This window comes from Streptomyces mutabilis (assembly GCF_046628145.1).
GTDB lineage: Bacteria > Actinomycetota > Actinomycetes > Streptomycetales > Streptomycetaceae > Streptomyces > Streptomyces mutabilis.
The window spans coordinates 5,995,402-6,022,323 of record NZ_CP176874.1 but is presented as its reverse complement, the minus strand read 5'-3'; the positions used below and the strand labels follow the sequence as shown (position 1 = coordinate 6,022,323).

The 26,922-nt window shown below is 67.9% G+C and carries 19 protein-coding genes and 2 pseudogenes; 7 read left to right on the top strand and 14 right to left on the bottom strand.

The annotated features are described in order from the left end of the window. Window positions 1-54: 54 nt before the first annotated feature. The 7 genes from ACLIN4_RS27105 to ngcE all read right to left on the bottom strand — a co-directional run bounded on the left by ACLIN4_RS27105 (window position 55) and on the right by ngcE (window position 8,330). Window positions 55-1,347: a sugar ABC transporter permease gene (locus ACLIN4_RS27105; RefSeq protein WP_100047676.1), complete on the bottom strand. Its 1,293-nt coding sequence runs from the start codon at window positions 1,345-1,347 to the stop codon at window positions 55-57. After that, window positions 1,344-2,135, bottom strand: a complete 792-nt coding sequence (locus ACLIN4_RS27100; RefSeq protein ID WP_179342200.1) for an ATP-binding cassette domain-containing protein — start codon at window positions 2,133-2,135, stop codon at window positions 1,344-1,346. Before ACLIN4_RS27100 ends, ACLIN4_RS27105 begins: the two co-directional genes overlap by 4 nt. Before the next feature lie 164 nt (window positions 2,136-2,299). After that, window positions 2,300-3,403, bottom strand: a complete 1,104-nt coding sequence (locus ACLIN4_RS27095) for a sugar ABC transporter substrate-binding protein (protein WP_179342208.1) — start codon at window positions 3,401-3,403, stop codon at window positions 2,300-2,302. Between the two features lie 134 nt (window positions 3,404-3,537). Continuing rightward, entirely contained in the window at window positions 3,538-4,749 is a 1,212-nt protein-coding gene (locus ACLIN4_RS27090) for an ROK family transcriptional regulator (RefSeq protein WP_100047679.1), read from the bottom strand. Between the two features lie 194 nt (window positions 4,750-4,943). Continuing rightward, a complete protein-coding gene (locus ACLIN4_RS27085) occupies window positions 4,944-5,867 on the bottom strand; it encodes a carbohydrate ABC transporter permease (protein ID WP_289908871.1) in 924 nt (307 codons plus the stop codon). 5 nt (window positions 5,868-5,872) lie between these two features. Next, a complete protein-coding gene (locus ACLIN4_RS27080; RefSeq protein WP_100047681.1) occupies window positions 5,873-6,799 on the bottom strand; it encodes a carbohydrate ABC transporter permease in 927 nt (308 codons plus the stop codon). A gap of 82 nt (window positions 6,800-6,881) precedes the next feature. Further along, window positions 6,882-8,330 carry an N-acetylglucosamine/diacetylchitobiose ABC transporter substrate-binding protein gene (gene ngcE / locus ACLIN4_RS27075; RefSeq protein WP_100047682.1) on the bottom strand — a complete coding sequence of 483 codons (1,449 nt, stop codon included), beginning with the start codon at window positions 8,328-8,330 and terminating at the stop codon, window positions 6,882-6,884. Between the two features lie 438 nt (window positions 8,331-8,768). Between ngcE and ACLIN4_RS27070 the strand changes: the two genes are divergently transcribed. Next, complete coding sequence (locus ACLIN4_RS27070) at window positions 8,769-12,578, top strand: GH92 family glycosyl hydrolase (protein ID WP_289908870.1); 3,810 nt, start codon at window positions 8,769-8,771, stop codon at window positions 12,576-12,578. A gap of 165 nt (window positions 12,579-12,743) precedes the next feature. Next, window positions 12,744-13,274 carry a hypothetical protein gene (locus tag ACLIN4_RS27065; protein WP_107475878.1) on the top strand — a complete coding sequence of 177 codons (531 nt, stop codon included), beginning with the start codon at window positions 12,744-12,746 and terminating at the stop codon, window positions 13,272-13,274. Window positions 13,275-13,347: 73 nt separating this feature from the next. On the opposite strand, the gene acnA is transcribed toward ACLIN4_RS27065, so the two are convergent. Then, window positions 13,348-16,062 carry an aconitate hydratase AcnA gene (gene acnA, locus ACLIN4_RS27060; RefSeq protein WP_411576323.1) on the bottom strand — a complete coding sequence of 905 codons (2,715 nt, stop codon included), beginning with the start codon at window positions 16,060-16,062 and terminating at the stop codon, window positions 13,348-13,350. A 296-nt stretch (window positions 16,063-16,358) separates the two neighbouring features. On the opposite strand from acnA, the gene ACLIN4_RS27055 reads away from it, so the two are divergent. The 3 genes from ACLIN4_RS27055 (at window position 16,359) to ACLIN4_RS27045 (ending at window position 21,040) form a co-directional block, all read left to right on the top strand. Next, window positions 16,359-16,568, top strand: coding sequence for a DUF4236 domain-containing protein (locus tag ACLIN4_RS27055; RefSeq protein ID WP_107475880.1), 210 nt, complete (start codon window positions 16,359-16,361; stop codon window positions 16,566-16,568). A gap of 64 nt (window positions 16,569-16,632) precedes the next feature. Then, a complete protein-coding gene (locus ACLIN4_RS27050) occupies window positions 16,633-18,162 on the top strand; it encodes a helix-turn-helix domain-containing protein (RefSeq protein WP_100049720.1) in 1,530 nt (509 codons plus the stop codon). Window positions 18,163-18,922: 760 nt separating this feature from the next. Next, a complete protein-coding gene (locus ACLIN4_RS27045; RefSeq protein ID WP_411576322.1) occupies window positions 18,923-21,040 on the top strand; it encodes an RNA-directed DNA polymerase in 2,118 nt (705 codons plus the stop codon). A 209-nt stretch (window positions 21,041-21,249) separates the two neighbouring features. Here the strand turns inward: ACLIN4_RS27045 and ACLIN4_RS27040 are convergent, their stop codons facing one another. From ACLIN4_RS27040 to ACLIN4_RS27015, 6 genes and pseudogenes are all read right to left on the bottom strand, one after another. Then, the gene (locus tag ACLIN4_RS27040) at window positions 21,250-22,494 is read right to left on the bottom strand and encodes a restriction endonuclease (protein WP_411576321.1); all 1,245 of its coding nucleotides are present in this window, start codon (window positions 22,492-22,494) and stop codon (window positions 21,250-21,252) included. A 270-nt stretch (window positions 22,495-22,764) separates the two neighbouring features. Beyond that, window positions 22,765-23,086 (bottom strand): annotated as a pseudogene (locus ACLIN4_RS27035) (hypothetical protein); the annotation flags it as partial. Beyond that, complete coding sequence (locus tag ACLIN4_RS27030; RefSeq protein WP_411576320.1) at window positions 22,989-23,759, bottom strand: hypothetical protein; 771 nt, start codon at window positions 23,757-23,759, stop codon at window positions 22,989-22,991. The gene ACLIN4_RS27030 and the pseudogene ACLIN4_RS27035, both read right to left, overlap by 98 nt. 334 nt (window positions 23,760-24,093) lie before the next feature. Then, window positions 24,094-24,612 carry a transglycosylase SLT domain-containing protein gene (locus tag ACLIN4_RS27025; protein ID WP_411576319.1) on the bottom strand — a complete coding sequence of 173 codons (519 nt, stop codon included), beginning with the start codon at window positions 24,610-24,612 and terminating at the stop codon, window positions 24,094-24,096. A gap of 380 nt (window positions 24,613-24,992) precedes the next feature. After that, window positions 24,993-25,226, bottom strand: a complete 234-nt coding sequence (locus ACLIN4_RS27020; protein ID WP_411576318.1) for a DUF2399 domain-containing protein — start codon at window positions 25,224-25,226, stop codon at window positions 24,993-24,995. After that, a pseudogene (locus ACLIN4_RS27015) lies at window positions 25,162-25,709 on the bottom strand (ATP-binding protein). Before ACLIN4_RS27015 ends, ACLIN4_RS27020 begins: the two are co-directional and overlap by 65 nt. A gap of 144 nt (window positions 25,710-25,853) precedes the next feature. Between ACLIN4_RS27015 and ACLIN4_RS27010 the strand changes: the two are divergent. Together ACLIN4_RS27010 and ACLIN4_RS27005 are read left to right on the top strand one after the other, a co-directional pair. Then, window positions 25,854-26,723, top strand: coding sequence for a helix-turn-helix domain-containing protein (locus tag ACLIN4_RS27010; protein ID WP_411576317.1), 870 nt, complete (start codon window positions 25,854-25,856; stop codon window positions 26,721-26,723). Further along, complete coding sequence (locus tag ACLIN4_RS27005) at window positions 26,720-26,917, top strand: DUF397 domain-containing protein (protein WP_411576316.1); 198 nt, start codon at window positions 26,720-26,722, stop codon at window positions 26,915-26,917. The genes ACLIN4_RS27010 and ACLIN4_RS27005 overlap by 4 nt, the downstream gene beginning before the upstream one ends. Window positions 26,918-26,922: the final 5 nt, after the last annotated feature.

Here is a 26,922-nt window from a genome sequence, read left to right as displayed (position 1 = left end):
CGCCCGAGGGCTCAGCTCGGGCGGGCGGTGGTGGCGCGGCGGGAACGGCGCGTACTACGCCCGGCCGGCCGTCTTCTGGGTCTTGCGGGTGACCGCGTCGATGACGACGGTCGCCAGCAGCACACCACCGGTGATCATGTACTGCACCGGCGAGGCGATGCCCTCCAGGGCCAGGCCGTACTGGATGGAGACGATGACCATCACACCGAGCAGCGCGTCCCACGTGCGGCCGCGGCCGCCGAAGAGGGACGTGCCGCCGATCACGGCCGCGGCGATGACGTTCATCAGGAACTCGCCGGTGCCCGCGCCCTGGTTGGCGGAGGCGATCTTCGAGGCGACGAAGAGGCCGCCGATGGCGGCGAAGGTGCCGGCGATCGCGAAGACCGAGATCCGCACCAGCTCCACGTTGATGCCCGCCCGGCGCGACGCCTCGACGCTGCCGCCGAGGGCGAAGACCTTGCGGCCGTAGGACGTGCGGCGCAGCACGAAGTCCGTCAGCAGCAGGAAGGCCAGGAAGATCACCACGGCCAGCGGCAGGCCCTTGTACTGGTTGAAGACGATAGCCACGGCGAAGGCCAGCACGGCGAGCAGCACCGTACGGACGATGATCTCGTTCAGCGGCCGGGAGGGCACCCCGGCGGCGGAGCGGCGGCGGTTGTCGAAGAAGGCGGAGAGGAAGTACCCCGCGGTCACGACGATCGCCAGGCCGTAGGCGGCGGCCACATCGCTGAAGTAGTAGCTGGTCAGCTTGACGACGATGCCGTCGCTGTTCAGGTTGATGGTGCCGTTGCTGCCGAGGATCTGCAGCATGAAGCCCTGCCAGAACAGCAGGCCGGCCAGCGTCACGGCGAAGGCGGGAACGCCGATGCGGGCGAAGACGAAGCCGTGGATGGCGCCGGCCACGGTGCCGGTGAGGACGGCCAGCACCAGGGCCAGCACCTCGTTCATCCCGTGCGTGATGTTCAGCACGGCGAAGGTCGCGCCCGCCACGCCGCTGACGGAGCCGACCGACAGGTCGATCTCGCCGAGCAGCAGGACGAAGACGATACCGACGGCGATCATGCCCGTGCCGACCATGGCGACGGACATGTCGGAGAAGTTGCCGGCGGTGAGGAAGTTGGAGTTCAGGCTGGTGAAGATGGCCCAGATGATCAGCAGGCCGACGACGACCGGTATGGACCCGAGGTCACCGGCCTTCATCTTCCGCTTGAACTCGGTGACGTAGCCCGCGAGGCCCTGCTCGCGCACCAGCAGCCGCGGGTCGACGGCGGCGACGGCGGCGGGAGCCGCGTCCGGGTTCTCCGCCGCGCTGTCCGCGGCGGCCGTGGAGGTCTTGTCGATGCTCACTTCTTGATCTCCCCATTGGTGCGCGCCGCACGACGGGTCACGGCGTTCTCCGTGGCGCCCGTGATGGCGGAGATGATCTCTTCCTGCGAGGTCGACTTGACCTCGAAGACGCCGTTGTTGCGCCCGAGACGCAGGACGGCGACCTTGTCGGCGACCGCCTTGACATCGGCCATGTTGTGGCTGATGAGGATGACCGCGTGGCCGCGCTCGCGCAGCCGCTCCACGAGGTCGAGGACCTGGGCGGTCTGCTCGACGCCGAGGGCGGCGGTGGGCTCGTCGAGGATGACCAGCTTGGGCTCGCCGAGCATGGACCGGGCGATCGCCACGACCTGGCGCTGGCCGCCGGAGAGCGAGGCGATCGGGATGCGGACGCTGGGGATGCGGATGGACAGCGTGTCCAGCAGCTCGCGGGAGCGGCGCTCCATCTCCACCTCGTCCAGGACACCGCGCCTGCGGATCTCCCGGCCCAGGTAGAGGTTGCCGACCACGTCGATGTTGTCGCACAGCGCGAGGTCCTGGTAGACGGTCGCGATGCCCAGGTTCTGGGCGTCGTGCGGCTTGTTGATCGTGACGGGCTTGCCGTCCCACTCGATGGCGCCTTCATCGATGGGGTGCACGCCGGCGATCGTCTTGACCAGCGTGGACTTTCCGGCGCCGTTGTCGCCCACCAGGGCGACCACTTCACCGGCGTGGACCTCAAGCTCTACGTCGGTGAGCGCCTGGACGGCACCGAATCGCTTGGAGACCCCGCGCAACGCCAGCACGGGCGTAGCGGACACGTGAACCATCTCCTTCGCCGCCTGACCCGGCGGGAGGTTGTGCAGAAGTATGAGGGGGGGGTGTTCCGTCCGGCGCCCCGCGTAGCTTGCGGGGCTGATGAGTGCGGGGCGCCGGAGGAAGCTGCGTGCAGCCGGTCCCGTACGCGCTCACGCGGCACGGGAGGGAGGACTGCTTACTTGAGACCGATCTTGTCGCAAGCGGCCTTGTAGTTGCCGGCGCAGATCTCGTCGAGGGTGTAGAAGCCCTCCTTGATGACGGTCTCCTTGATGTTGTCCTTGGTCAGCGAGACGACCGGGACGAGCACCGAGGGGATGCCCTTGGTGGTGGCGCTGTCGGCCTTGTCCTTGGCGATGGAGTCGAGCGACTTGCCCTGGGCGAGGGCGACGGCCATCTCGCCGGCGACCGCGGCCTCCTGCGGGTAGGACTTGTAGACGCTCATGTACTGCTCGCCGGTGATGATGCGCTGCACGCCCGCGAGTTCGGCGTCCTGGCCGGTGACCGGGATGTTGGAGATGCCCGCGGCCTTCAGGGCGGTGATGATGCCGCCCGCCATGCCGTCGTTGGCGGAGTAGACGCCGACGATCTTGTCCTTGCCGATGGCGGAGATCGCGCCTTCCATGTTGGCGTTGGCGTTCTCCGGCTTCCACTCCTTGGTGTCGTACTCGCGGCCGATCTTCACCTTGCCGTCGAGGACGGAGTGGGCGCCCTCCTTGAACTGGGCGGCGTTCGGGTCGGTGGACGAGCCGTTCATCATGACGATCTGGCCGTCCTTGGCCTTGTCGCCCAGCGCCTCCAGCAGGGCCTCGCCCTGGGTCTTGCCGACCGTGACGTTGTCGAACGAGGTGTAGGCGTCGATCGGGCCCTCGGCCAGGCGGTCGTAGGCGACCACCGGGATGTCGGCCTGCTCGGCCTTGGTGATGGAGCCGGCGATGGCCTTGGAGTCCACCGCGTCCACGATCAGCACGTCGACCTTGTTGGTGATCATCGTGTCGACCTGCTGCGCCTGCAGCGTGGCGTCCTGCTTGGCGTTGGCGTAGACGACCTCGCCCTTGCCGTTCGTGAGTTCCTTGACCTTCTTCTCGATCAAGGGCTTGTCGAACTTCTCGTAGCGTGCGGTCTGGTTCTCCGGCAGGAGCAGACCGACCTTGATGGCGTCGCCCTTCTTGGCGGCCGAGTCGGACGAGTCCTTGTTGTCGCCGGACTCCTTGGCGCTGCCACAGGCGGCGAGCGAGACTGCCATCGCGGTGGTGGCGACGGCAACGGCGGCACGACGCATACGCGTGTTCACTTCTACAAACCTCCCTGACGAGGCCGCGTCGTTGCGGCCGAGGTGGCTGGAAGTCAACTCGGCCACACGTGCGACGTCAAGAAGTAAATCCTTAACGAGATGACAACGGTGCCATCCGTGCTCTAAGTGAAGGCAGGGGTGGCCACCGGCAGAGCACCGGTCGCACTTCCGTCCAAGAGGGTCGAATCGCCCATCTCGCTGAGCGCGAGGGCGAGCGCCCCGAGCACCTCCGCGCGGCCCCCGAGTGCCCCGGAGAACACGGAGAGTTGACGTGCCGCGCTGGGGATCGCGTAGCGGCCGACGGACTCCCGGATCGGGCCGAGCACCAGCTCACCGGCCTCCGCGAGGTCGCCGCCGAGGACGACCCGGCTCGGGTTGAGCAGGTTGCAGAGGTTGGCGACCCCGCTGCCGATGTGGCGGCCGACGTCGGCGATGACCCGGCGGCAGCCCGGATCGCCGTCCCGCGCGAGCCGTACGACGCCCTCCATCGTGAGGTCGGTGCCGTGGCTCGGCTGGAGCAGCGGAAGCACGTAGCGGGCGGAGGCGAAGGTCTCCAGGCAGCCCCGGTTCCCGCAGCGGCAGACCGGGCCCGCCTCGTCGAGAGTGATGTGCCCGATCTCGCCGGCCGTGCCGCCGGGGCCGCGGTAGATCTTGCCGCTGATCACCAGGCCGGCTCCGACGCCGCTGGCGACCTTGATGTACGCCAGGTCCCGCACGCCCCGGCCGCTGCCCCAGACCAGCTCGCCCAGGGCGCCGAGGTTGGCGTCGTTGTCCACGTGCACCGGCACGCCGAGCCGCCCCCGCAGCTCCTCCGCGGGCTTGGTGCCGCCCCAGCCGGGCAGGATGGCGGTCGAGCCCAGCGTCCCGGACTCGACGTCGATCGGGCCGGGCACGCCGAGGCCCACTCCAGCGATCTTGGAACGGTCGACGCCGGTCGCCTCGATCAGCCGGCTGACCAGCTGCTCCGCCCGGTCGAAGCCCTGCGCGGCGGAGGCGTCGACGTCCAGCGGCTCGGACTCCTCGGCGAGCACCTGGTGCGCGAGGTTCCCCACCGCGACGCGCAGGTGCGTGTGCCCGAAGTCCACGCCGATGACGATGCCGGCGTCCCCGCTCAGGGAGACGCTGCGGGCCCGTCTGCCGCCGGCCGAGGTGGGCGTGACCTCGACCGTTCCACCGTCCTTCAGTTCCCGGACGATGTTCGAGACGGTCGCCGCGGACAGGCCCGTCGTCCTCGCGATCTCCGCCTGCGTGAGCGACCCGGCGAGCCGTACCGCTCGTACGACCCGTTCCAGGTTGGCTCGGTGCAGCGACGACTGCGACCCGGGAGTCTCCACGACGACCTCCTGCGCGAGGGGCCGCTTCGATGAGGCCCCTTCCATGTCCAACTAGTGAACTCTAAGCTGAGCCGTTCGGGTCGCCTCCCGTCAAGAGGTTGAACCGCATCCGGGTGCCCGGCGCACACAACCGCACACATGCGCGCATGCCGCCCCCGTGGGTACGGGAGCGGCATGCGCGGGCGGGCGGGGCGCTACTTCAGGGCGCCCGCCGTGAGCCCCTGGACCACCTGGCGCTGGAAGACGATGTACGCGGCCAGCACCGGCAGCATCGCCATCACCAGGCCCGCGAACAGGCCCGACCAGTCGCCCTTGTACCCCTGGCTGACCGCCAGCTGCACCAGGCCCTGGGTGAGGACGTGCTTGTCCGGGTCGGTGTTCAGCACGGTCGGCAGCATGTACTGGTTCCACTGCCCCAGGAAGTTGAAGATTCCCACACTGATCAGGCCCGGCTTGGCCATCGGCAGCATGACCTGGAAGAACGTCCGGGTGTGCGAGGCGCCGTCCACGAACGCCGCTTCCGCCACCGAACTCGGCAGTGTCCTGAAGAAGGCGGTCAGGAAGAACACCGTGAAGGGGAGCGAATAGGCGATGTAGACCAGGATCAGGCCGTGGATGGTGTTCAGCAGGCCCATGTTGTCCACCACGTAGAACAACGGGACCAGTGCGAGCATGATCGGGAAACTCATGCCGCCGATGAACAAGTAATAGATGAAGCGGTTGCCGGGAAAGTCGAACCGGGCCAGCACATAGGCCGCCATGGAACCCAGCACGAGGGTGCCGACGAGCGAACCGCCCACCACCAGGACGGTATTGAGGAAGTAGTCGCTCATGTGGGCCTGGGACCACGCCCGCGACCAGTTGTCGAAATTCAGTTTGTCGGGCAGCGACCAGGGTGAGCGGAAGATGGAGGCGTCGTCCTTGAAGGACGTCATCACCGCCCAGACCAGCGGCAGGCTGACCATGATCGCCCAGATGACGAGGACGCCGTGGGAGAAGACGTTGAGGGCGGTGCCCTCCTTCTTCCCCTTCTCGAGTCCGCCGGGGGACGCCTCGGCCTTGTGGACGGGCGTGCCGGACTCGGCCGGCACGGGGGCGGGGGTCTCGGTCGTCTTCATGTGAATCAGTACTCCAGCCGCTCGCGCCGTCCCAGCTTCATCACGAGGGCCGCGAAGGCCAGCGTGACCACGAGCAGGGCGACGCCGATGGTGGTGGCGTAGGCGGCCTGACCGTCCCGGAACGCCTTCTGGTACACGTACAGGACCATCACGGTGGTCGAGTAGTCGGGTCCGCCGGGTCCGGTCGTCATGATCTGCACGACCGCGAAGGACTCGGCGCCCAGGGCGAGGATGCCCATGTAGACCCAGCCGGACTGCACGGTGTCCCACAGCAGCGGCAGGGTGACCTTGAAGAAGGTGGTGAAGCGGCTCGCGCCGTCCAGCAGCGCGGCCTCGTACAGCTCGGCCGGGATGGAGGCCATGCCGGCGGAGAAGAGGACCACGAAGAAGCCGACCGTCGACCAGACCAGCACCGCCATCACGCACCACAGCGCGATGTCCGGGTCCCCGAGCCACAGCGGCTGGAGGGAGTCCAGACCGACGCCGCGCAGCAGGGAGTTGATCGCGCCGCTGTCCGGGTTGTACGCGAACTGGAACAGCAGGGCGACGATGGCGATGGACAGCACCTGCGGGAAGAAGTAGACGATCTTGTAGAAGCCCGAGCCGCGGACGCCCGTGATCACCGGGCCGCCCTTCCGCTTCCGCCCGCCCACGTTGATCATGAAGGAGAAGAAGAGCGCCAGGCCCAGGGTGACCAGCGGCACCAGCAGGGCGAACAGCACGCTGTGCCACAGCGACTTCCAGAAGATGTCGTCGTCGAGCATCCGCGAGTAGTTGTCGAAGCCGACCATCGAGAACTCGGGACTCAGGCCCGTCCAGTCCGTGAACGAGTAGTAGATGGACTGGACGAACGGCCAGATGACGAAGAGCGCGTACAGCCCCAGGGGCACCGCCAGGAACCCCACGATGAACCGGTACTTGCCGTGCTGCATTACCAACGACCCCGATCTGCGCGCGGGTGCCGCCAGGGCCCGTCCGGCGCGACTGCGCGGGACAGGCCCTGGTGGCGCTTCCTCACTGGTGCTTGTAGTGCTTGATCGACGAGTCCTTGGCGGCCTCGTCGGCGTAGCCCTGGATCTTCTTGATGGTCTCGGCCGGAGTGAGGCGGCCGGCCATCATCTCGCCCAGACAGGAGACGCCGATCTTCTCCTTCTGGAGCTGCACGTACCAGTCCTGCATGCGCGGGTTCACCACGTTGTCGCCGGCCAGCTCCAGCGCCGCGACGCCGGCCTTGAGGCCCGGGGTGAGTTCGATGCCGTCGGTTCCGCCGTTGTAGGCGCTCAGCGACTTCACCTTGCTGGTGAAGTTCTTCGAGGAGGCCTCGCTGAGCATGATGCGCAGCTGCTCCATGCCGCCGGCGCCGTTGGCCGCCTTGGCCGGGACGATGAAGGGCTCGCCGCCGGAGGCCCAGATGGTGCCGAAGGGCATCTTGTCGTTGTCGTCGATGCCGGGCGGGGCGGAGACGGTGAGCCCGAAGTCCGCGGGGATGACCTTGGCCGATTCGTTCTCCACCCAGGAGCCGTTGGGGAGGAAGAGGGCGTCGCCCTTGGCCCAGGCGGTCTGCGACTGGATGTGGTCCAGGCCCGGGGTGCCCTTGAGGATGTAGCCCTTCTTGTAGAGCTCGTACCAGGCCTCGAAGACCGTCTTGACGGCCGGGTGCTTCCAGGCGTTCGGCTCCAGGTTGTCGATGGCCTTCAGCACGTCCGCGCCACCGACCTTGGCGATCATCGGGGACATCGAGAAGGGGATGTAGTACGGGTACTTGCCGGCGTACGTCCAGCCGGCCATGCCCTTCTTCTTGGCCTTCTCGCAGACCGCGAGCATCTCGTCCCAGGTCTTGGGGTACTCCGCGTCGAGCGAGTCCAGCGCCTTCTGCGAGTACCAGTTCCCGTAGACCGTGTAGGCGTAGTACAGGATCCAGACCGGGTCGCCGTCGAACTGGCCCATCTCCACGATGCCCGGCCGCAGCGTGTCGCGGACCTTCTTGTTCGGGTCGTCGTAGGAGGGGGCGTCCAGCAGCGGGGTGAGGTCGGCGAGCTGCTTCTTGCCGACCAGGACGCCCATGTCCATCTGCTCGGCACCGGAGTTGTCGACCAGGTCCGGCGGGTTGCCGCCGTTGAAGCGCGGCTGCAGGGTGGACTGGATCTTCTGGGTGGCGGAGAACTTCACCTTCGCCTTCGGGAATGCCTTCTCGTACAGCTTCACGGCGTCCTCGGCGTACTCCTTGCCGAAGCCCCCGTCGAAGAGGACGAACTCCATCCCGGCGCTCTCGTTGACCGCGAGCGGGTTCTCGGCGGTCTTCTTGCCCGCCTCGGCCTTCTCCTGGTCGTCCCCGCCGCCGCTCGCGCAGGCGGACAGGAAGCTCATGGTCGGTACGGAGATCAGGCCGAGCGCGGCGGACCGCTTGATCAGATCGCGGCGGCCGACGCCCTTGCCGTCGTTCTCGGCGGAAGTGGATCCCATGCTCAAGTCCTCGCCTTCTCCAGGACTCAGGCGGTGAACCGGATCCTCCCCGGCACCGCGATCGGGTCACGCTGGGTCGTGCAGGAAGTGCGGGTAATGCTGGATGACGCTGTCGGGACACTGCTGTGCGGACACTGCTGTTCGGGCGCTTGGGCGGTCCCTTTTCGCGGTTCCCCCCTGAACCCCCGATGGCCGACAGGTATAGTCCACTTCCCGCCAGCTGAGCAAGATCGAATGCAAGGTTGGCAGTACGTCTTTTCCGAGTTGAGACCTCCCGGAAATATGAGCGGCCTGTGTACCGCTTGCCGGAAGAATCCCCGGCATAAGCCCCGAACGCCACATCCAACACCCTTGACATCACTTGCCACTTGACCCCTACTGGTCCTTGCGCAGTTGAGTTGACAACGTTGTCCCCAGCGCAGGGAGGGTGGCCAGGGCATGCAGTACAGAGTTCGGCACAGATGGGGCCCGGCGGTCGTGTTGACGACCGCCTTCGCCGTGGCGGCGGGTTCACAGGGGGCGGCGGTCGCGCTGCCCGCCGCGCCCGCGAAGACCGACCGGGAGTTCGCGTCCTCGTTCGAGGCGGACGACCCGGCTCCGGACTGGCTCGACACCGTCGACACGGGCAAGGACGGGAAGAAGCGGTCCTCGGGCGTCGACGGCGGCTACAGCACCGGCATACCCGGCAACGTCACCGAACACGTCACCGGGGTGCGGGCCAGCGGCGAGAACGCGGGCGGCGGCGAGGTGAAGGAGAACCTCGCCGACAACGAGCCGACGACCAAGTGGCTGACCTTCGCGCCGACCGGCTGGGTCGAATTCGACCTGGACGCGCCGACGAAGATCGTCAAGTACGCGCTCACCTCCGCGAACGACCACCCCGAACGCGACCCCCGGGACTGGACGTTGAAGGGCTCGGCGGACGGCGAGACCTGGCGGACGCTGGACACCCGCTCCGGGGAGACCTTCGACGAGCCGTTCCGGACGAAGACGTACGACCTCGCCGAGGCCGCCGAGTTCCAGCACTTCCGGCTGGAGTTCACCAAGAACAACGGGGCGGGCGACGCGCTCCAGCTCGGCGACGTCCAGTTCTCCACCGGCGACACCGAGACGCCCGTCCCCGAGGACATGCTCTCCTTCGTCGACGAGGGCCCGACGGGCTCGCCCACCGCGAAGGCCGGCGCCGGCTTCACCGGCACGCACGCGCTGCGCTACGCGGGCCGGCACACCGCGGACGGCCGGGCCTACTCGTACAACAAGGTCTTCGACGTCAATGTGAAGGTCGACCGGCGCACGGAGCTGTCGTACAAGATCTTCCCGTCGATGGCGGACCGCGACCTCGACTACGACGCCACGAACGTCTCCGTCGACCTGGCCTTCACCGACGGCACCTACCTGAGCGACCTCAAGGCCACCGACCAGCACGGGTTCCCGCTGACGCCGCGCGGTCAGGGCGACGCCGAGGTGCTGTACGTCAACCAGTGGAACAGCGTGAAGTCGGGGATCGGGTCGGTCGCGGCCGGCAAGACCGTCGACCGGATCCTGGTGGCGTACGACTCCCCCAAGGGCCCGGCGAAGTTCCGCGGCTGGCTGGACGACATCGAGATCGAGCGGGCGAAGCCCGAGCGGCCCGAGGCCCACCTGTCCGACTACGCGGTCACCACCCGCGGCACCAACTCCAGCGGCAGCTTCTCGCGCGGCAACAACTTCCCCGCGACCGCCGTGCCGCACGGCTTCAACTTCTGGACCCCGGTGACCAACGCCGGTTCGCTCAGCTGGATCTACGAGTACGCGCGCGGCAACAACGACGACAACCTGACCACCCTGCAGGCGTTCGCCGCGAGCCACGAGCCGAGCCCGTGGATGGGCGACCGGCAGACCTTCCAGGTGATGCCGTCCGCCGCCTCCGGCACCCCGGACACCGGCCGCGAGGAGCGCGAGCTGGCCTTCCGGCACGAGAACGAGACCGCCCGGCCGTACTACTACGGGGTGCGGTTCGAGAACGGCCTGAAGGCCGAGATGGCGCCGACCGACCACGCGGCGATGATGCGCTTCACCTACCCCGGTGACGACGCGAGCGTCATCTTCGACAACGTCGAGAACAACGCCGGCCTGACCCTGGACAAGGAGAACGGCACCTTCTCCGGCTACTCGGACGTCAAGTCCGGCGGCTCCGCGGGCGCCACCCGCCTCTTCGTCCACGGCGAGTTCGACAGCAAGGTGACCGGCGGCGACTCCAACGGCGTCAAGGGCCACCTGCGCTTCGACGCGGGCCGGGACCGCACCGTGACGCTGCGCATCGCGACCTCCCTGATCAGCGTCGACCAGGCGAAGGACAACCTGCGCCAGGAGATCCCGGAGCGCGCCTCCTTCGACAAGGTCAAGCGCGACGCCCGCGAGCAGTGGGACCGGATCCTCGGCAAGGTCGAGGTGGAGGGCGCCACGCGGGACCAGCTGACGACCCTGTACTCCAGCCTGTACCGGCTCTACCTGTACCCGAACGCGGGCCACGAGAAGGTCGACGGGAAGTACAAGTACGCCTCCCCCTTCTCGAAGGCGGTCAAGGAGAACACCCCGACGGAGACCGGGGCCAAGGTCGTGGACGGCAAGGTGTACGTCAACAACGGCTTCTGGGACACCTACCGGACCACCTGGCCCGCGTACTCCTTCCTGACCCCGACCAAGGCCGGCGAGCTGGTCGACGGCTTCGTGCAGCACTACAAGGACGGCGGCTGGACCTCCCGCTGGTCCTCCCCGGGCTACGCGGACCTGATGACCGGCACCTCCTCGGACGTCGCGTTCGCCGACGCGTACGTCAAGGGCGTCGACGACTTCGACGTGAAGGCGGCGTACGACGCGGCCGTCAAGAACGCCACCACCGTGCCCCCGTCCTCGGGCGTGGGCCGCAAGGGCATGGAGACCTCGCCGTTCCTCGGCTACACGAGCACGGCGACGCACGAGGGCATGTCGTGGGCGCTGGAGGGCTACCTCAATGACTACGGCATCGCGAAGATGGGCGAGAAGCTCTACGCGGAGACCGGCGAGAAGCGGTACCAGGAGGAGTCGGCGTACTTCCTGAACCGCGCCCAGGACTACGTCAACATGTTCGACGCGAAGGCCGGCTTCTTCCAGGGCAAGGACCTCGCGGGCAACTGGCGCGTCGACTCCGAGAAGTACGACCCCCGCGTGTGGGGGTACGACTACACGGAGACCAACGGCTGGGGCTACGCCTTCACCGCCCCGCAGGACAGCCGCGGACTCGCCAACCTGTACGGCGGCCGCAAGGGCCTCGGTGACAAGCTCGACGAGTACCTCTCCACCCCGGAGACGGCCTCCCCGGAGTTCAAGGGCTCCTACGGCGGTGTCATCCACGAGATGACCGAGGCGCGCGACGTCCGCATGGGCATGTACGGGCACTCCAACCAGGTCGCCCACCACGCCCTGTACATGTACGACGCGGCCGGGCAGCCGTACAAGACGCAGAAGAACGTCCGCGAGGTGCTCTCCCGCCTGTACACCGGCAGCGACATCGGCCAGGGCTACCACGGCGACGAGGACAACGGCGAGCAGTCGGCCTGGTTCCTCTTCTCCGCCCTCGGCTTCTACCCGCTGGTGATGGGCAGCGGCGAGTACGCCATCGGCTCCCCGCTGTTCGAGAAGGCGACCGTGCACCTGGAGAACGGGCGCAAGCTGGTCGTCAAGGCACCGAAGAACAGCGCGAAGAACGTCTACGTGCAGGGCCTGAAGGTCAACGGCAAGCGCTGGAACTCCACCGCGCTCCCCCACGACCTGATCGCCGGGGGCGGCGTCCTGGAGTTCGACATGGGCCCGCGGCCGTCCTCCTGGGCCACCGGCGAGAACGCGGCGCCGGTGTCGATCACCGAGGACGACGAGGTGCCCACCCCGCGCGCGGACGCGATCGAGGGCGACGGCGCCCTGTTCGACAACACGTCGGCCACCGAGGCGGCCGTGACCTCGGTGGACCTGCCGGTGTCCGGGAAGGGCGCCGAGGCGGTCCAGTACACGCTGACGTCACCGGCGGACGGCGCGCAGGCCCCCGCCGGCTGGAAGCTCCAGGGTTCGGCCGACGGCACGACCTGGCGGACGCTGGACGAGCGCTCGGGCGAGTCCTTCGCCTGGGACCGGCAGACCCGGGCGTTCTCGGTGAAGTCGCCGGGGACGTACCAGAAGTACCGCCTCGTCCTCGACGGTGAGCACACGCTGGCGGAGGTGGAGCTGCTGGCTTAGGCGGGCCCACCTGTGGGGGGTGGCGGGTTCGGGCGGTGGCCTGAACCCGCCACTCCCATGTGCCGCACCGTTCCCCACGCGTGACGGATCCATCAGAATGAGCGGGCGCCACCGGCGGCCGCCGGGTCGGCGCGTCGCGTATCGCGTGTCGTCGGAGGGGGACTCATGCGGACGAACATCGGCAGACGGTTCACGGGACTGGTCACGGGCGCACTGCTGGCCGCGGGAGCACTGTTCGCCACGGCCGCGCCGGCCCAGGCCTACGACCCCGATCCCGGCGTCTCCATGTACTACCGCGACACCGACGGCTGCCCGTGCAGCGGCGGCACGCTCACCGACCCGTTCGACGGCACCCACTTCGCGCACGACGCGGGCGGGCTGGCCGTCAAGATGGAACTGGACGACGCCGGCTGGTTCGTCGGCAAGGTCGAGTTCCACCCGAACGACGAGAAGCTCTGGGTCTACGACACGAAGAACGACGGCGACACCTTCTACGTGGCCGTCGGCTACTCGTCCGGCGGTTCGTACCACGACCTGGGCACCTTCTCCGCGCCGGGCACCTCGGACACCGTGGACCTGACGGTGAAGGACCTCGACATCCCGGACGGCGCGTACGTGGACATCACGCTCTACGACGGCTCCGGCCGCGCCGACTACATCGCGGCGGCCCGCGGCACCGGCGCGGCGGTCGCCTGAGCCGGCACGTGACACGGCGATGGCCGCACCCCCGTCGCCGGGGGTGCGGCCATCGACCGCTGTGCGCCTTCGCCTACTTGCGGATCAGGCTGCGCAGCACGTACTGCAGGATGCCGCCGTTGCGGTAGTAGTCGGCCTCACCGGGGGTGTCGATGCGGACGACCGCGTCGAACTCGACACCGGTGTCGGTGGTGACCTTCACCGTGCGCGGGGTGGTGCCCTCGTTCAGCTCGGTGACGCCGGAGACGGAGAAGGTCTCCTCGCCGGTCAGGCCGAGGGAGGCCGCGGACTGGCCCTCCGGGAACTGGAGCGGCAGGACGCCCATGCCGATGAGGTTCGAGCGGTGGATGCGCTCGTAGGACTCGGCGATGACGGCCTTGACGCCGAGGAGCGCGGTGCCCTTGGCCGCCCAGTCGCGGGACGAGCCGGAGCCGTACTCCTTGCCGGCCAGGACGACGAGCGGGATGCCCTGCTCGATGTAGTTGCGGGAGGCGTCGTAGATGAACGACACCGGACCGCCGTCCTGGGTGAAGTCGCGGGTGTAGCCGCCCTCGGTGCCCGGCGCGATCTGGTTGCGCAGGCGGATGTTGGCGAACGTACCGCGGATCATGATCTCGTGGTTGCCGCGGCGCGAGCCGTAGCTGTTGAAGTCGCGGCGCTCGACGCCGTGCTCCGTCAGGTACTTGCCGGCCGGGGTGTCGGCCTTGATGGCGCCGGCGGGCGAGATGTGGTCCGTCGTCACCGAGTCGCCCAGCTTGGCGAGCACGCGGGCGCCGGAGATGTCCTCGACCGGGGCCGGCTCCATGCCCATGCCCTCGAAGTACGGGGGCTTGCGCACGTAGGTGGACTCGGTGTCCCACTCGAAGGTGTCGCCGGTCGGGATGGAGAGCGCCTGCCACTGGGCGTCGCCCGCGAAGACGTCGCTGTAGGACTTGGAGAACATGTCCTCGCCGATGGCGCTGGCGACGACCTCGTTCACCTCGGCCTCGGTGGGCCAGATGTCCTTCAGGAAGACCGGGTTGCCGTCCTGGTCGGCGCCCAGGGCCTCCTTGGTGATGTCCACCTTCATGGAGCCCGCGAGGGCGTAGGCGACCACCAGCGGCGGGGACGCCAGGTAGTTCATCTTGACGTCGGGGTTGATGCGGCCCTCGAAGTTCCGGTTGCCGGAGAGGACCGAGGTGACGGCGAGGTCGTGGTCGTTGACGGCCTTGGAGACCTCGTCCGGCAGCGGGCCGGAGTTGCCGATGCAGGTGGTGCAGCCGTAGCCGACGAGGTTGAAGCCGACCTTGTCGAGGTACGGGGTCAGGCCCGCCTTCTCGAAGTAGTCGGTGACGACCTTGGAACCCGGGGCGAGGGTGGTCTTGACCCACGGCTTGCGGGTCAGGCCCTTCTCGACCGCCTTCTTGGCCACCAGGGCGGCGGCGACCATGACGTACGGGTTGGAGGTGTTGGTGCAGGAGGTGATGGCCGCGACCGTCACCGCACCGTGGTCCAGCTCGTAGGTCGTGCCGTCGGGGGCGGTGACCGGGACCGGGTTGGACGGCACGCCGTTGGAGACGGCGGGGGCGTCGGAGGCCGGGAAGGACTCCTGGCCCGCCTCGTCCACGCTGTCGACGTAGTTGCGCACGTCCTGCTTGAACTGCTCGGCGGCGTTGGCGAGGACGATGCGGTCCTGCGGGCGCTTCGGGCCGGCGATGGAGGGGACGACCGTGGAGAGGTCCAGCTCCAGCTTCTCGGAGAAGTCCGGCTCGGCCTTCGGGTCCAGCCAGAGGCCCTGCTGCTTGGCGTACGCCTCGACCAGGGCGACCTGCTGGTCGCTGCGGCCGGTCAGGCGCATGTAGTTCAGCGTCTCGTCGTCGATCGGGAAGATCGCGGCGGTGGAGCCGAACTCCGGCGACATGTTGCCGATGGTGGCGCGGTTGGCGAGGCTGGTTGCGGCCACACCCTCGCCGTAGAACTCGACGAACTTGCCGACGACGCCGTGCTTGCGCAGCATCTCGGTGATCGTGAGGACGAGGTCGGTGGCGGTGGTGCCGGGGGTCAGCTCACCGGTGAGCTTGAAGCCGACGACGCGCGGGATGAGCATGGAGACCGGCTGGCCGAGCATCGCGGCCTCGGCCTCGATGCCGCCGACGCCCCAGCCGAGGACGCCGAGGCCGTTGACCATAGTGGTGTGCGAGTCGGTGCCGACCAGGGTGTCGGGGTAGGCCTTGCCGTCACGGGTCATGACGACGCGGGCCAGGTGCTCGATGTTCACCTGGTGGACGATGCCGGTGCCGGGCGGCACGACCTTGAAGTCGTCGAAGGCGGTCTGGCCCCAGCGCAGGAACTGGTAGCGCTCCTTGTTGCGGCCGTACTCCAGGTCGACGTTCTGCTGGAAGGCGTCGTTGGTGCCGAACTTGTCGGCGATGACGGAGTGGTCGATGACCATCTCGGCCGGGGAAAGCGGATTGATCTTGTTCGGGTCGCCGCCCAGCTCCTTGACGGCCTCGCGCATGGTGGCGAGGTCGACGACGCAGGGCACGCCGGTGAAGTCCTGCATGATCACGCGGGCGGGCGTGAACTGGATCTCCTGCGACGGCTGGGCCTGCGAGTCCCAGCCGCCGAGGGCGCGGATGTGGTCGGCGGTGATGTTCGCGCCGTCCTCGGTACGGAGCAGGTTCTCCAGCAGGACCTTCAGGCTGTAGGGAAGGCGCGCGGAGCCCTCGACCTTGTCCAGCCGGAAGATCTCGTACGACTCGTCGCCCACCTGCAGCGTGCTGCGGGCGTCGAAGCTGTTCGCCGACACGACAGTCTCCTTCATTTATGTGCGCGTACCACCGCATCCTGCCGCCACGCCGCCCTGGCCAATCCGCTAAGGTAAGGCTAAGTTAGGTAACCCTTACCAGGGTGGTGGCTGCGGTACGCCTCGGCAGATATCTCGATGTCGAGATAACTCTAGTACATAGGGGCGGACTGGTCATGCCCGGGCGCGGTGTGGCGTGCGCCCCATCCCGGGTGACCCGTGCGGCCATCAGTACGCCGAACGCGGGTATCCGACTTGCGCCGGGACCGTGCGCCCGGCTCGACTCGGAAGGAGGCGCGATGCCCCTCACGTTCCACAAGAGCTTCCGGATCCTCCCCGGAGTACGGCTGAACATCAACAAACGCTCGTGGTCCATCACGACCGGCGGCGGGAACGGCCCGCGTCACACACGCAGCAGCACCGGCCGTCGTACGACATCGATGGATTTGCCCGGACCTTTCGGATGGCGCCGCACGACGACCAGCGGGCGCCGCAGGGGCGGTCGTTGAGGGCCCGTCACCCGAACGGACCCCCCAGAAGGCGCGATCTCATATCTGAGATAGCCTCAACCTCATGGCAGACGACTACCTCGTACGCATCGGCAAGCTCATCCGTGACGCCCGGCAGCACCGGGGCTGGACCCAGTCGCAGCTTGCGGAGGCGCTCAACACCAGTCAGAGCGCCGTCAACCGCATCGAGCGCGGCAACCAGAACATCAGCCTTGAGATGATCGCCCGTATCGGCGAAGCGCTGGACAGCGAAATCGTTTCGCTGGGCTACTCAGGCCCGATGCACCTGCGTGTGGTCGGCGGCCGGCGCCTCTCCGGCGCCATCGACGTCAAGACCAGCAAGAACGCCTGTGTGGCGCTGCTGTGCGCCTCGCTGCTCAACAAGGGGCGCACGGTGCTGCGCCGCGTCGCGCGCATCGAGGAGGTCTACCGCCTTCTGGAGGTGCTGAACTCCATCGGCGTGCGCACCCGCTGGATCAACGACGGCACGGACCTGGAGATCGTGCCGCCGGCCGAGCTGGACATGGAGGCCATCGACGCCGAGGCCGCCGTCCGCACCCGCTCCATCATCATGTTCCTCGGCCCGCTGCTGCACCGCATGGACCGCTTCCGGCTGCCCTACGCCGGCGGCTGCGACCTCGGCACCCGCACCATCGAGCCGCACATGATCGCGCTGCGCCGCTTCGGCCTGGACGTCGCCGCGACCGAGGGCCACTACCACGCGGTGGTCGACCGGCAGGTGCGCCCGGACCGCCCGATCGTCCTGACCGAACGCGGCGACACGGTCACCGAGAACGCGCTCCTCGCCGCCGCCCGCCACGACGGCGTCACCGTCATCCGCAACGCCTCCTCCAACTACATGGTCCAGGACCTCTGCTTCTTCCTGGAGGCCCTCGGCGTCCGCGTCGAAGGCATCGGCACCACCACCCTCACCGTCCACGGCATGCCGGTCATCGACGCCGACGTGGACTACTCCCCCTCCGAGGACCCGGTCGAGGCGATGAGCCTGCTGGCCGCCGCCGTGGTCACGGAGTCCGAGCTGACGGTCCGCCGGGTCCCCATCGAGTTCCTGGAGATCGAGCTGGCGGTCCTGGAGGAGATGGGCCTCGACCACGACCGCACCCCGGAGTACTTCGCCGACAACGGCCGCACGCGCCTGGTGGACCTCACCGTCCGGCCGTCGAAGCTGGAGGCGCCCATCGACAAGATCCACCCCATGCCCTTCCCGGGCCTGAACATCGACAACGTCCCCTTCTTCGCGGCCATCGCGGCCTCGGCGCAGGGCCAGACCCTCATCCACGACTGGGTCTACGACAACCGCGCCATCTACCTCACCGACCTGAACCGCCTCGGCGGCCGCCTCCAGCTCCTCGACCCCCACCGCGTCCTGGTCGAGGGCCCCACCCGCTGGCGCGCCGCCGAGATGATGTGCCCGCCGGCCCTGCGCCCCGCCGTGGTCGTCCTGCTGGCGATGATGGCGGCGGAGGGCACGTCGGTGCTGCGCAACGTGTACGTCATCAACCGGGGGTACGAGGACCTGGCGGAGCGGCTGAACTCGATCGGGGCGCAGATCGAGATTTTTCGGGACATCTGACCGGCGGGGTGTCGTGCCCCTTGGGAGCAAGGGTCACGACACCTCAACATGCCAGCTGACCTGCGGATACGCACTTCACAGTCCTCCACTGATCACTGTTGCTTTTCAGCAAACGCACGTGCAGGATGATCTCGAATGGTTGACGACACGTCAGAGAAGCCTGAGTATTCGTCAGCCTTTACGGAGAGTTGTCGCCGAAGTGGCCGCGGAACGTACGATGTCGGTCGTGTCACGCCGACCGCACGGGCGGACGTGGCCTGTTGCTCGTCGCCGCTCTCTCCGACCGGTGGGAATGCGTCCCCCACCCACCCGGCGGCAGGTCCGTCCGGGCCGAGTTGTCGGCGCGTCTTGAACAGTGTGTGACCACGCCTGGTGGGGTTTGCTGCTCGGACGATAAGACCGGCAACGCGTATCTACGAAGCCCTCCGAGCCCACGACCACTGACGACCTTCCTCCTGCCCAACGCTGCAGTAGGACCGGCAGGTTCGGTGCGCCGTCAGGTGACCTGAACCGGTGGGCTCGATACTTCGGGCAGCTACGATCTTCTTCAACGCAGTCGACGGGTCTCAGGAACCCATCCCTTGCGATGGGCCCTCCGGTCCTGACGTCTGGGTGGTGATCACACCGGATGCTAGGGGCCGAGCCCTGTGCTTGTCACAGGGTGGCGGAGGGATACAGCGGCCGCCCGTGCAGGGGCGGTGGAACAGCTCAAGGTGAGGCTCGTCGGCTGCGTCTCACCGATGGGGGACGGGGCGGCTCGATGACGACAGCAGACTACTTCGCGGACCTCAGCCCCGCGGAGTTCCTCCAGGCGGTGGTCAGCGGCTCGATCTACCCGTACACCGAGCACCGGATACCCAAACCTCGTGGCGGACTTCGGACTTTGCACGCCCCCATCCCCCGGTTGTCGTGGATGCAGCAGCAGATTCTGGCCCGTCTGGGCACTCTTCCAGCCAGGTTCCAGCCGCACCCGGGAGCGTTCGCGTATCGACGGGGCCGCTCGGTCGTGGACTGCGCGGCAGTCCATCTGCGGGCCCACACCGTGATCCGCCTGGACATCGCCGACTTCTTCGGGAGCATCCGGGAGCGGCATGTCCACGCGGCCCTGAAGGACGCGTGGCCCCGCACGGCGGGACCTGAGTACCGGATCGAACTCGTGGAGGACGACGACGGCTGCCCGGAGATCGGCCTGCGCCGTGTCGGCCGCACCCTCGGTGCGTACACCACGGCCCGGCTGGTCACCGTGTCACCGCCTGCGTCGAACCAGACCTGGACAAACCGTGGCACCGGACACCGCGAGGTGTACCTGGAGACCACCGGGCAGCGCTTCTCCGTCCGCCGACCCACCCTGGTCCACAAGCACACCCGTGAGGGCTTCCTGCCGCAGGGCGCTCCCACCAGTGGGTATCTGTCGAACATCGTCATGCGCGATGTCGACGAGGTCGTCTCGCACTGGGCCGAGTCCTTGGGGTTGCGCTACACCCGCTACAGCGACGACATGTACTTCTCCAGCCGTGGTTCCGTGCCCCACGACCGCGTGGACCGTCTCGTCGCTGAGGTGAAGAGGGCCCTGGAACCGCTCGGCATGAGACTCAACGCGAAGAAGACCTATGTGGCTCGCCCCGGTGCTCGCCGGAGCGTACTGGGCATCGTCGTCGACGGCCCCACTCCTCGCCTGACGCGCGCGTACAAGCGCCGCATCACCATGCATGTGCGAGGGGCCGCGTCGTTCGGTGTCGTGCAGCATTGCCATCATCAGAAGTTCGGAGATCTGGCCGAGCTGGACGCTCATGTCACCGGGCTGCTGTCCTTCGCGCACATGGTCGAACCCGGCTGGGCCGAAGAACAGCTCGCGGCCTGGAAGCGGCTGCGTGAAATTCCGCTGGAGCACGAGGAACCGGTGATCGCGCAGTACGGGCTGGATCTTCCTTGGGACGAGGAGGTCGAGGTCTCTCAGGCGGACCTGGCCAAGGCTTCGATCGACGATCTCGTCCGAGGTGCCCAGCGCTATCGCTCGTCCGCCGACTACGTGCAGATGCTCGAGTTCGTCGGACGCTTCAAACGGTACGCCCCGTTCAATGCGATGGTGGTCCACATCCAGAGGCCGGGCGCGCGTTACGTCCTGTCCTCCTCGGAGTGGAGGTCGAAGTACCGGCGAGTACTCAGACCCGGTGCCCAACCGCTGTTGATCTTCCAGCCCCGGGGGCCCTACATGCTCGTGTACGACGTCGGGGACACAGAAGCCCTGCCGGGAGCCCAGGCGCTGCCCAAGGAGGTCACCGCCCCTGTGTCGGTGTCATCGCGGGCCGGTGAGAAAGAAGTCGCGGAGGTCTGGCACCACACGGAGTCGAACCTGGCGCCCCTGGGAATCCGACTGACCTTGGTCGACCACGCGGCCTCCTCCTGCGGGCGCACGTACCCGAGCAGGTCCGGCGGTTTCGTCGGGCGTCCTGGCAGCAGGCCCGGGGATCGACCGGAGACGTACCCGACGCTGTTCGAGATCGAGGTCAACCGGAATCTGCCCCTGCTGGATCGGTACGCCACGCTGGCCCACGAGCTCGGGCACCTGTTCTGCGGACACCTCGGCGCAGGTCCTGGGGAGACCTGGCCCGACCGTCGGTTGCGGCCCCGCTCGGACGAGGAACGCGCCACGGCCCAAGCCCGCAACGAGGTCGAGGCCGAGTCCATCGCCTACATGGTCCTCAGGCGGCTGGACCCGGATGTTCAGATGGGCGACTACATCACCGGACACCTCGGCCCCGACCAGCAGGTCCCCGACAGCGTCGCCCTCAACCTCACGTTCAAGGCCGCCGGCCTGATCATCGAGATGGGGAGGAAACGCGTCCCTGCCACCAGGCTCCAGAAATCGAAGAGGTGATCAGGGTACCCACCCTGGATGCGTCGAACCTCTGCGAGTTCGGTCTCGGACGTCGGATCAACCGTCCACTCGTCGCCGGTGGCGCCAGATCTGCCGCAGCAGCAGAGCCTCCATGCCCGGGTGGGACTCGAGCTCCGGGTCAGGAACGGTCTCCCGGCCGAGCCCTTGATGGACCATGAGAACGACAGAATCTCCTGCCTGCCGTGCCCTCAGACACGCATCCCCAGCTTCAGGGCAGCTTCGCGGGCCTTCTCGTCGGCCATGGCGATGAGTCGCTTCCGGCCGCCGTGGGTCTGGAAGTCCGCCTGCGACTTGGCCAGGAGGACTTCCGCCCGCTCCGTCAGTTTGTGCGCTGGGTTCAGTGTCTTGATGCAGTCCTTTGTATACCGGTTGGACGGCAGCGCGTGGACCACACTCGTCTGCGCACGGACGCTAGTGATCAGGCGGCGCACGGTCTGGCGCTGGGCCTCCAGATCAGCGGCGCGCTGGATCGCGCGCGAGTTCGGGGACTGCCCGCGCCCGGAAGCCACTTGACTCCAGCTGGGCGTCGTCCGGCTCCACCCGGCGGTCCGGTCCTGGCGAGCAGACAGCCGAGATGCTGCCGCGTTCACTGGAGTGATGTGGCCGAGCTCCAGGAGGGAGAACAGCGCGACCCCCCTCTCGTCCGCGAACTTCAGGGCACTGGCCGTATAGCCGCCAGACGCGTAGAACAACAGGTGATGGTGCGCGTCCGCCACCCCCCGCAGTTCTCGGATGGGGCCGACACCGATCGGCTGACCGTAGTGCTTTACCTGCGCAATGGCATCGTGGGCGATCACGTCGATACCTCCGTCCGCGCCGCAACCTGTCACCTGTGCCTCGACGAAGCCGATACTGCGCATGTGGTCGACGGCGGCGAGCTCGGCGTCCTGCCATGTGCGGATGGTTCTCGCGCGGAACACCCTCTCCTGTGAGCCGGTGCAATCCTTCTCATGCGGAGGTGTGGATGCCCGGCCGGGATTCCCCGGGTGTGCTCGGGGAATCCCGGAGGCGTCGCTGTCGCCCTGCGCGAGGTACGTAGGAGTGCCCGGGCCGTCGTCATCGCCAGGCCGACCGGCGTCGATCAAAGCACGGGCCACCACCGGCGAAAGGGGCTTGAGCTCAATCACCCCCTCTGGACCTTTGAGCAGGACCGCCTCGCCGAACCGCGACTGACTCCCACTCCCCAGGACGGTGAGGGGACGGCGCAGTTCCATAGATTCCACCTTGAAGGTGCCCCGCCACAGGAGGAGACGCTGACCGGTCAGCGCGCCGTGGAACCGGAGAGTGGTGAAGAGCGACTCGACCCGCTCACCGGGCGCCAGATGGGTCAGTAACTGCTCGGCCTGTGGTGAGTTGCCTACCCAACCGCTGCCGCGGACAGCAACGGAGGTACGAGGGTCGCTGCGGAGACTTGGCACCATGCCATCTTGCATCAACTCATCCGCGCAAGCCGCGGGTTCCTGTGCGCAACCTAGTTCCCGGTGCGGAGTGCACCATGAATTCAGCTAATTCTCGCGCCAGTTTCCGACCCCAACCCGGTCGTCACCAGGTACGCTCACCTCCGCCTGCCGCTCCTGAGTCCCAGTGAGTCCTGGTCGGCCTGCCCTGGACGACCACCGTCCTGCGCGCTGTGGATCGAGGCGGCCTTCGACCACGACGACTCCTTCAGTACCCTGCGCGCATTGCCGAACGCACCGATACGTCTACGCTGGCAACGCGGGGAACACGACATCCGAGCCGTCCTCGTCGCGGGCAATCTCAATCGCCACGTCTGTCGTACGGCTGTTGACTGTGACGCCACGGCCCAGCTGGTGAATCCGGTGCGCCGCGCTCATGAGGCGATCCACTTCGCCGGTCGTGAAGACGGGCGCCCGCAAGCCGCTCGGGCGTCAGTTCCAGTGCCGACCGCTGCTGATCGCGCCTGAGTTCACGGGTGAAGGCCTCGAACGGATTGCCATCGTTGCTCTGTGCGTGCTCGACGGCCTGGAGGCCAACCACCCGTCGCTTCAGCGCGATGGCCATCGCGATAGCGGCCGGACGATGCCTCCGAGCTGTAGAACTGGGGTTCGTGGGCGAGGTCGGCGCGTTCCAGGAGCCGCATCAAGTCGGCAGCCAGGCGCATGGTACTGACGATGACACCGATACGGTCCCGCGGATGCCGGGCCGCCAGACCGGCGATGTTGTCGGCCAGGTCCTTGGTGTCGGAATAATGGCGGACCACGGGCAGCGTCCCGCTGCGAAAGGGGATTTCGGGTCGGGTGCCGTCTGTGCGGAAGTGTTCGGCGAGGGAGGTGATCTCGCGGCTGTTGCGGTGGTTCCGCGCGATCTCGACGCGTCCCGTGAAGCGGCCGAGATCGGCGGTGATCTCGTTGAGGGTGGAGTTCGTCTCCGTGAGGCGCTGACACTCGTCGGCGAAGACCGTGACGGAGACAGCGGCGATACGGACCAGCCTGTAGAAGCCGGGCGACAGGTCCTGGCCTTCGTCGACGACAAGATGGGGCATGGTCGCGTCGTATGTGCCGAGCGTCCCGGTCTGGCCGGTGAGTGCTGTCCAGTCGAACCAGCCATCCTGCGTACGCGGTACGCGGTACGCGGTACGCGGTACGCCGTAGCCGAAGTGGCGCAGATCCCAGCCGGGAACAGTGGCGGCCTCGACGGGGGCACTCAGGACCGTGAGGCCCTGGAGCGTGTCCCGCAAAAGCTGACTCAGGAGATTGGAGCGAGACAGCAGCAGGGCTGGCCGGCCAGTGAGGGCGAGGTGGACGGCGCGGTGCGCGGTGAGCAGGCTCTTGGGCAGGTCACCGCGCTCGCTGGTCTCTTCCGCGACATCTGGAAGCCGTCAAAAATCAACGCCGTACGGCCGTAGGGGCGCGGTGGCACCTCTGGGACTTTTCTGGGACGCAACGGGGTGCGACGCGGGCGGGGCCGGAGGGACGTGTCGTCCTTCCGGCCCCGCCGTGCTGCCTGGGCCCCGCCGGCCTCCGCACGGGACCGGTCGTCCCCGGGGCTCAGGCGGTCGGTGGGTCCGCCGGTCAGTAGGCGGAGTCGACGTCGTCCATGGAGCCGTACTTGTCGGCCGCGTAGTTGCAGGCGGCGACGATGTTGGCGACCGGGTCGGTGATGGAGTCCTTCGTGCCCTTGACGTGGTAGGCGTCGAAGGTGGGCTGGATCGTCTGGAGCAGGCCCTTCGAGGGGATGCCGTTCTGGGCGTTGACGTCCCAGTTGTTCTGCGCGTGCGGGTTGCCGGACGACTCGCGCATGATGTTGCGGTGCAGGCCCTCGTAGGTGCCCGGGATGTTCTTGACGTCCATGACGTCCAAGGCGGTGCGGATCCAGCCGTCGAGGTCGTCGCCGTGCTTCTTCTCGCCCGCCTTGACGATGGCCTTGATCTTGTCGGTCTGGGCCTGCGTCTGCGCGGTGGACGCCTTGGCCGGCTCGGCGGCGTGCGCCGGGCTCGGGACGAGGGTGAGGCTGACGGCGGCGGCACCCGCGGCGGCGAGGGAGGCCACGGCGGACTTACGAATGCTGGGGCGGCGCAGGATGGCGTGCACGGGTGTACCTCTCCATTCGGGAACGTGATGGGGAGGCCGACGGGGGGTCGGCGACGCGGTGTCCGCGTGGGACGCGTCTTCGCGTCATCAGGGCCGGTGTCTGGATCACGGACGGGCTCTTCCCGTCCGGTCCCGGCGCTCGGCTCCCCGGTACGCCGAACACACTGCGGAACGCTCCGGCGCCGCGACAAGTGTGTGACCTACTACGCCGCTTCGCAGACCGGCCGCGTGGCCGCCCGGACGGCTGGAGACCACGGGGGCAAGCGGCCGTCGAGCGTCTACTAACCCCGGCCCCGTGTGACGTGAGCCCTGTGCGCGCCCTCACAGAGCCGGTCGCCCAGCGGACATCTCTCGTCACCCTGCGGAGAGGGGTAACTCGCTCAATGAGACGGCACAGTCACCCTTCGGGGTCGCCTGGAAGGTCGGCGTCCCGGTACGTCGGCCAGTGTGATCACCGCCGCCTGGTATTCCGGCGCCGTGTGCCGCCACAGCCGCCAGGGGACGCTTCGCGCCAGTGGCGTGGCGCTGCGGACTCCGCCCCAGTCGAAATCACCGTGGTAGAGGAGGCGGGTCGCAGGAGCGCTCTGGGACTTTTCTGAGACTTTCGGCTTCATCAAGCGGCACGAACACGCACTCCGCCCAGACCGTCTTGCCCGGGCCTCCCGGCCGGAGGTGCCAGCCCCAGCGGGTGGCGAGACCCGCGACCAGCAGCAGCCCTCGGCCACTGATGTCCTGCGGATCGGGGCGGGCAGCGCGTCCGGTTCGGGTGGTGTGCATTCGGTACGGGTGTCGGTGACCTCGATCCTGACCGTGCGGGCGGGTTCGTTCGCGTGCACGAACAGATGGAAGTCCCGGCTGGGGACGTGGCCGTGCCGTACCGCGTTGGCGGTCAGCTCTCCGACGACCAGCACGATCTCCTCGTGCGGGTCGGTGCCGTACGGGATTCCCCAGGCGTCCAACCGGTGTGCGGCCAGTCGGCGGGCGAGGCGGGCGCCCCGTGGGGTGGAGGTGAAACGCATCCCGAAGGGGCGGTTCAAGTCGTCGCTGGGACAGGTGGGTTGGGAGGCGCTGATGGGGCTGGGGAGTTGGCTCGTCATGCCGCCAACGGTGCCCTCGGTCGCGTAGCGTGACCACTGGTGACGCACCGACGCGGCCGGATGTACGCGTTGTGGCGGTACGGGTACGAGACGCGCGGCGTGACGAGGCCGCCGGGGTGGCGTTGGGCCAGGGAGGCGGTAGCGATGACCGAGGTTGCACGCGAGGGGGCCGACACCGTGGTGGCGGACGACGCGGGACAGGCGACGGCGGACACGTCCGGCCAGGCCGTGGTAGTCGCGTTCGGACAGACGATGAAGACGCTGCGGGTACGGGCGGGGCTGGAGCGGGAGGAGTTCGGGCGGCGGATCGGATACTCGGCGTCCACGATCGCGTCGTACGAGCAGGGACGGCGGATCCCGTCACCCAGGACCATCGAGCGTGCCGACGAGGTTCTGGACGCGGGTGGGTTGCTGACGGTGTGGAAGGAGCAGGTGGAGCGGGCTCAGTATCCGGTGTTCTTCCAGGGGATGGCGACGCTGGAGAAGGAGGCCATCGAACTGCTCGCGTATGACGCCCTCGTGGTCAAAGGCTTGCTTCAGACCGAGGAGTACATGCGAGCGTTGCTCGCCATGCGGCGCCCGGTCCTGGACCACGAGACCATCGAGCAGCGCGTGGCCGCTCGGCTGGCCCGGCAAGCCATCTTCGACCGCCGGCCTTCGCCGCTGCTGAGCTTCGTCATGGACGAGTCGGTGCTACGGCACCGGTACGGCGGCAAAGACGTGCTGCGAGGCCAGTTGGAGCACCTGTTACTGGTCGGCCAGAAGCGCAACGTAGAAATCCAGGTGATGCCGACCGACTGCGAGGACAACGCGGGCGTGAACGGGCCGTTCACAGTCGTCACGCGGAAGGACGGCAAGAAGTTCGTGTACGCCGAGGCACAGTCGACCAGCACCCTTCAGACCGACCCGGAGCAGACGGCGCTCGCCGCCGCCCGCTATGGGATCATCCGATCACAGGCTCTCACTCCGCGAGAGTCCCTTGAGTTCATCGAGAGGTTGCTGGGAGAGCTATGAACACCGCTGAGTCCTCGGCCGTCGCGTCCGACCTCGCCTGGTTCAAGAGCAGCTACAGCGGAACCGAGGGCGGCGACTGCGTTGAGGTCGCGGCCAGTACCGGAGTCGTACACATCCGGGACTCCAAGGTCACGGCCGGACCCGTCATCCGTCTGTCCCGTAAGGCATGGGCCGGGTTCGTCGGGGAGGCCTGACGGTC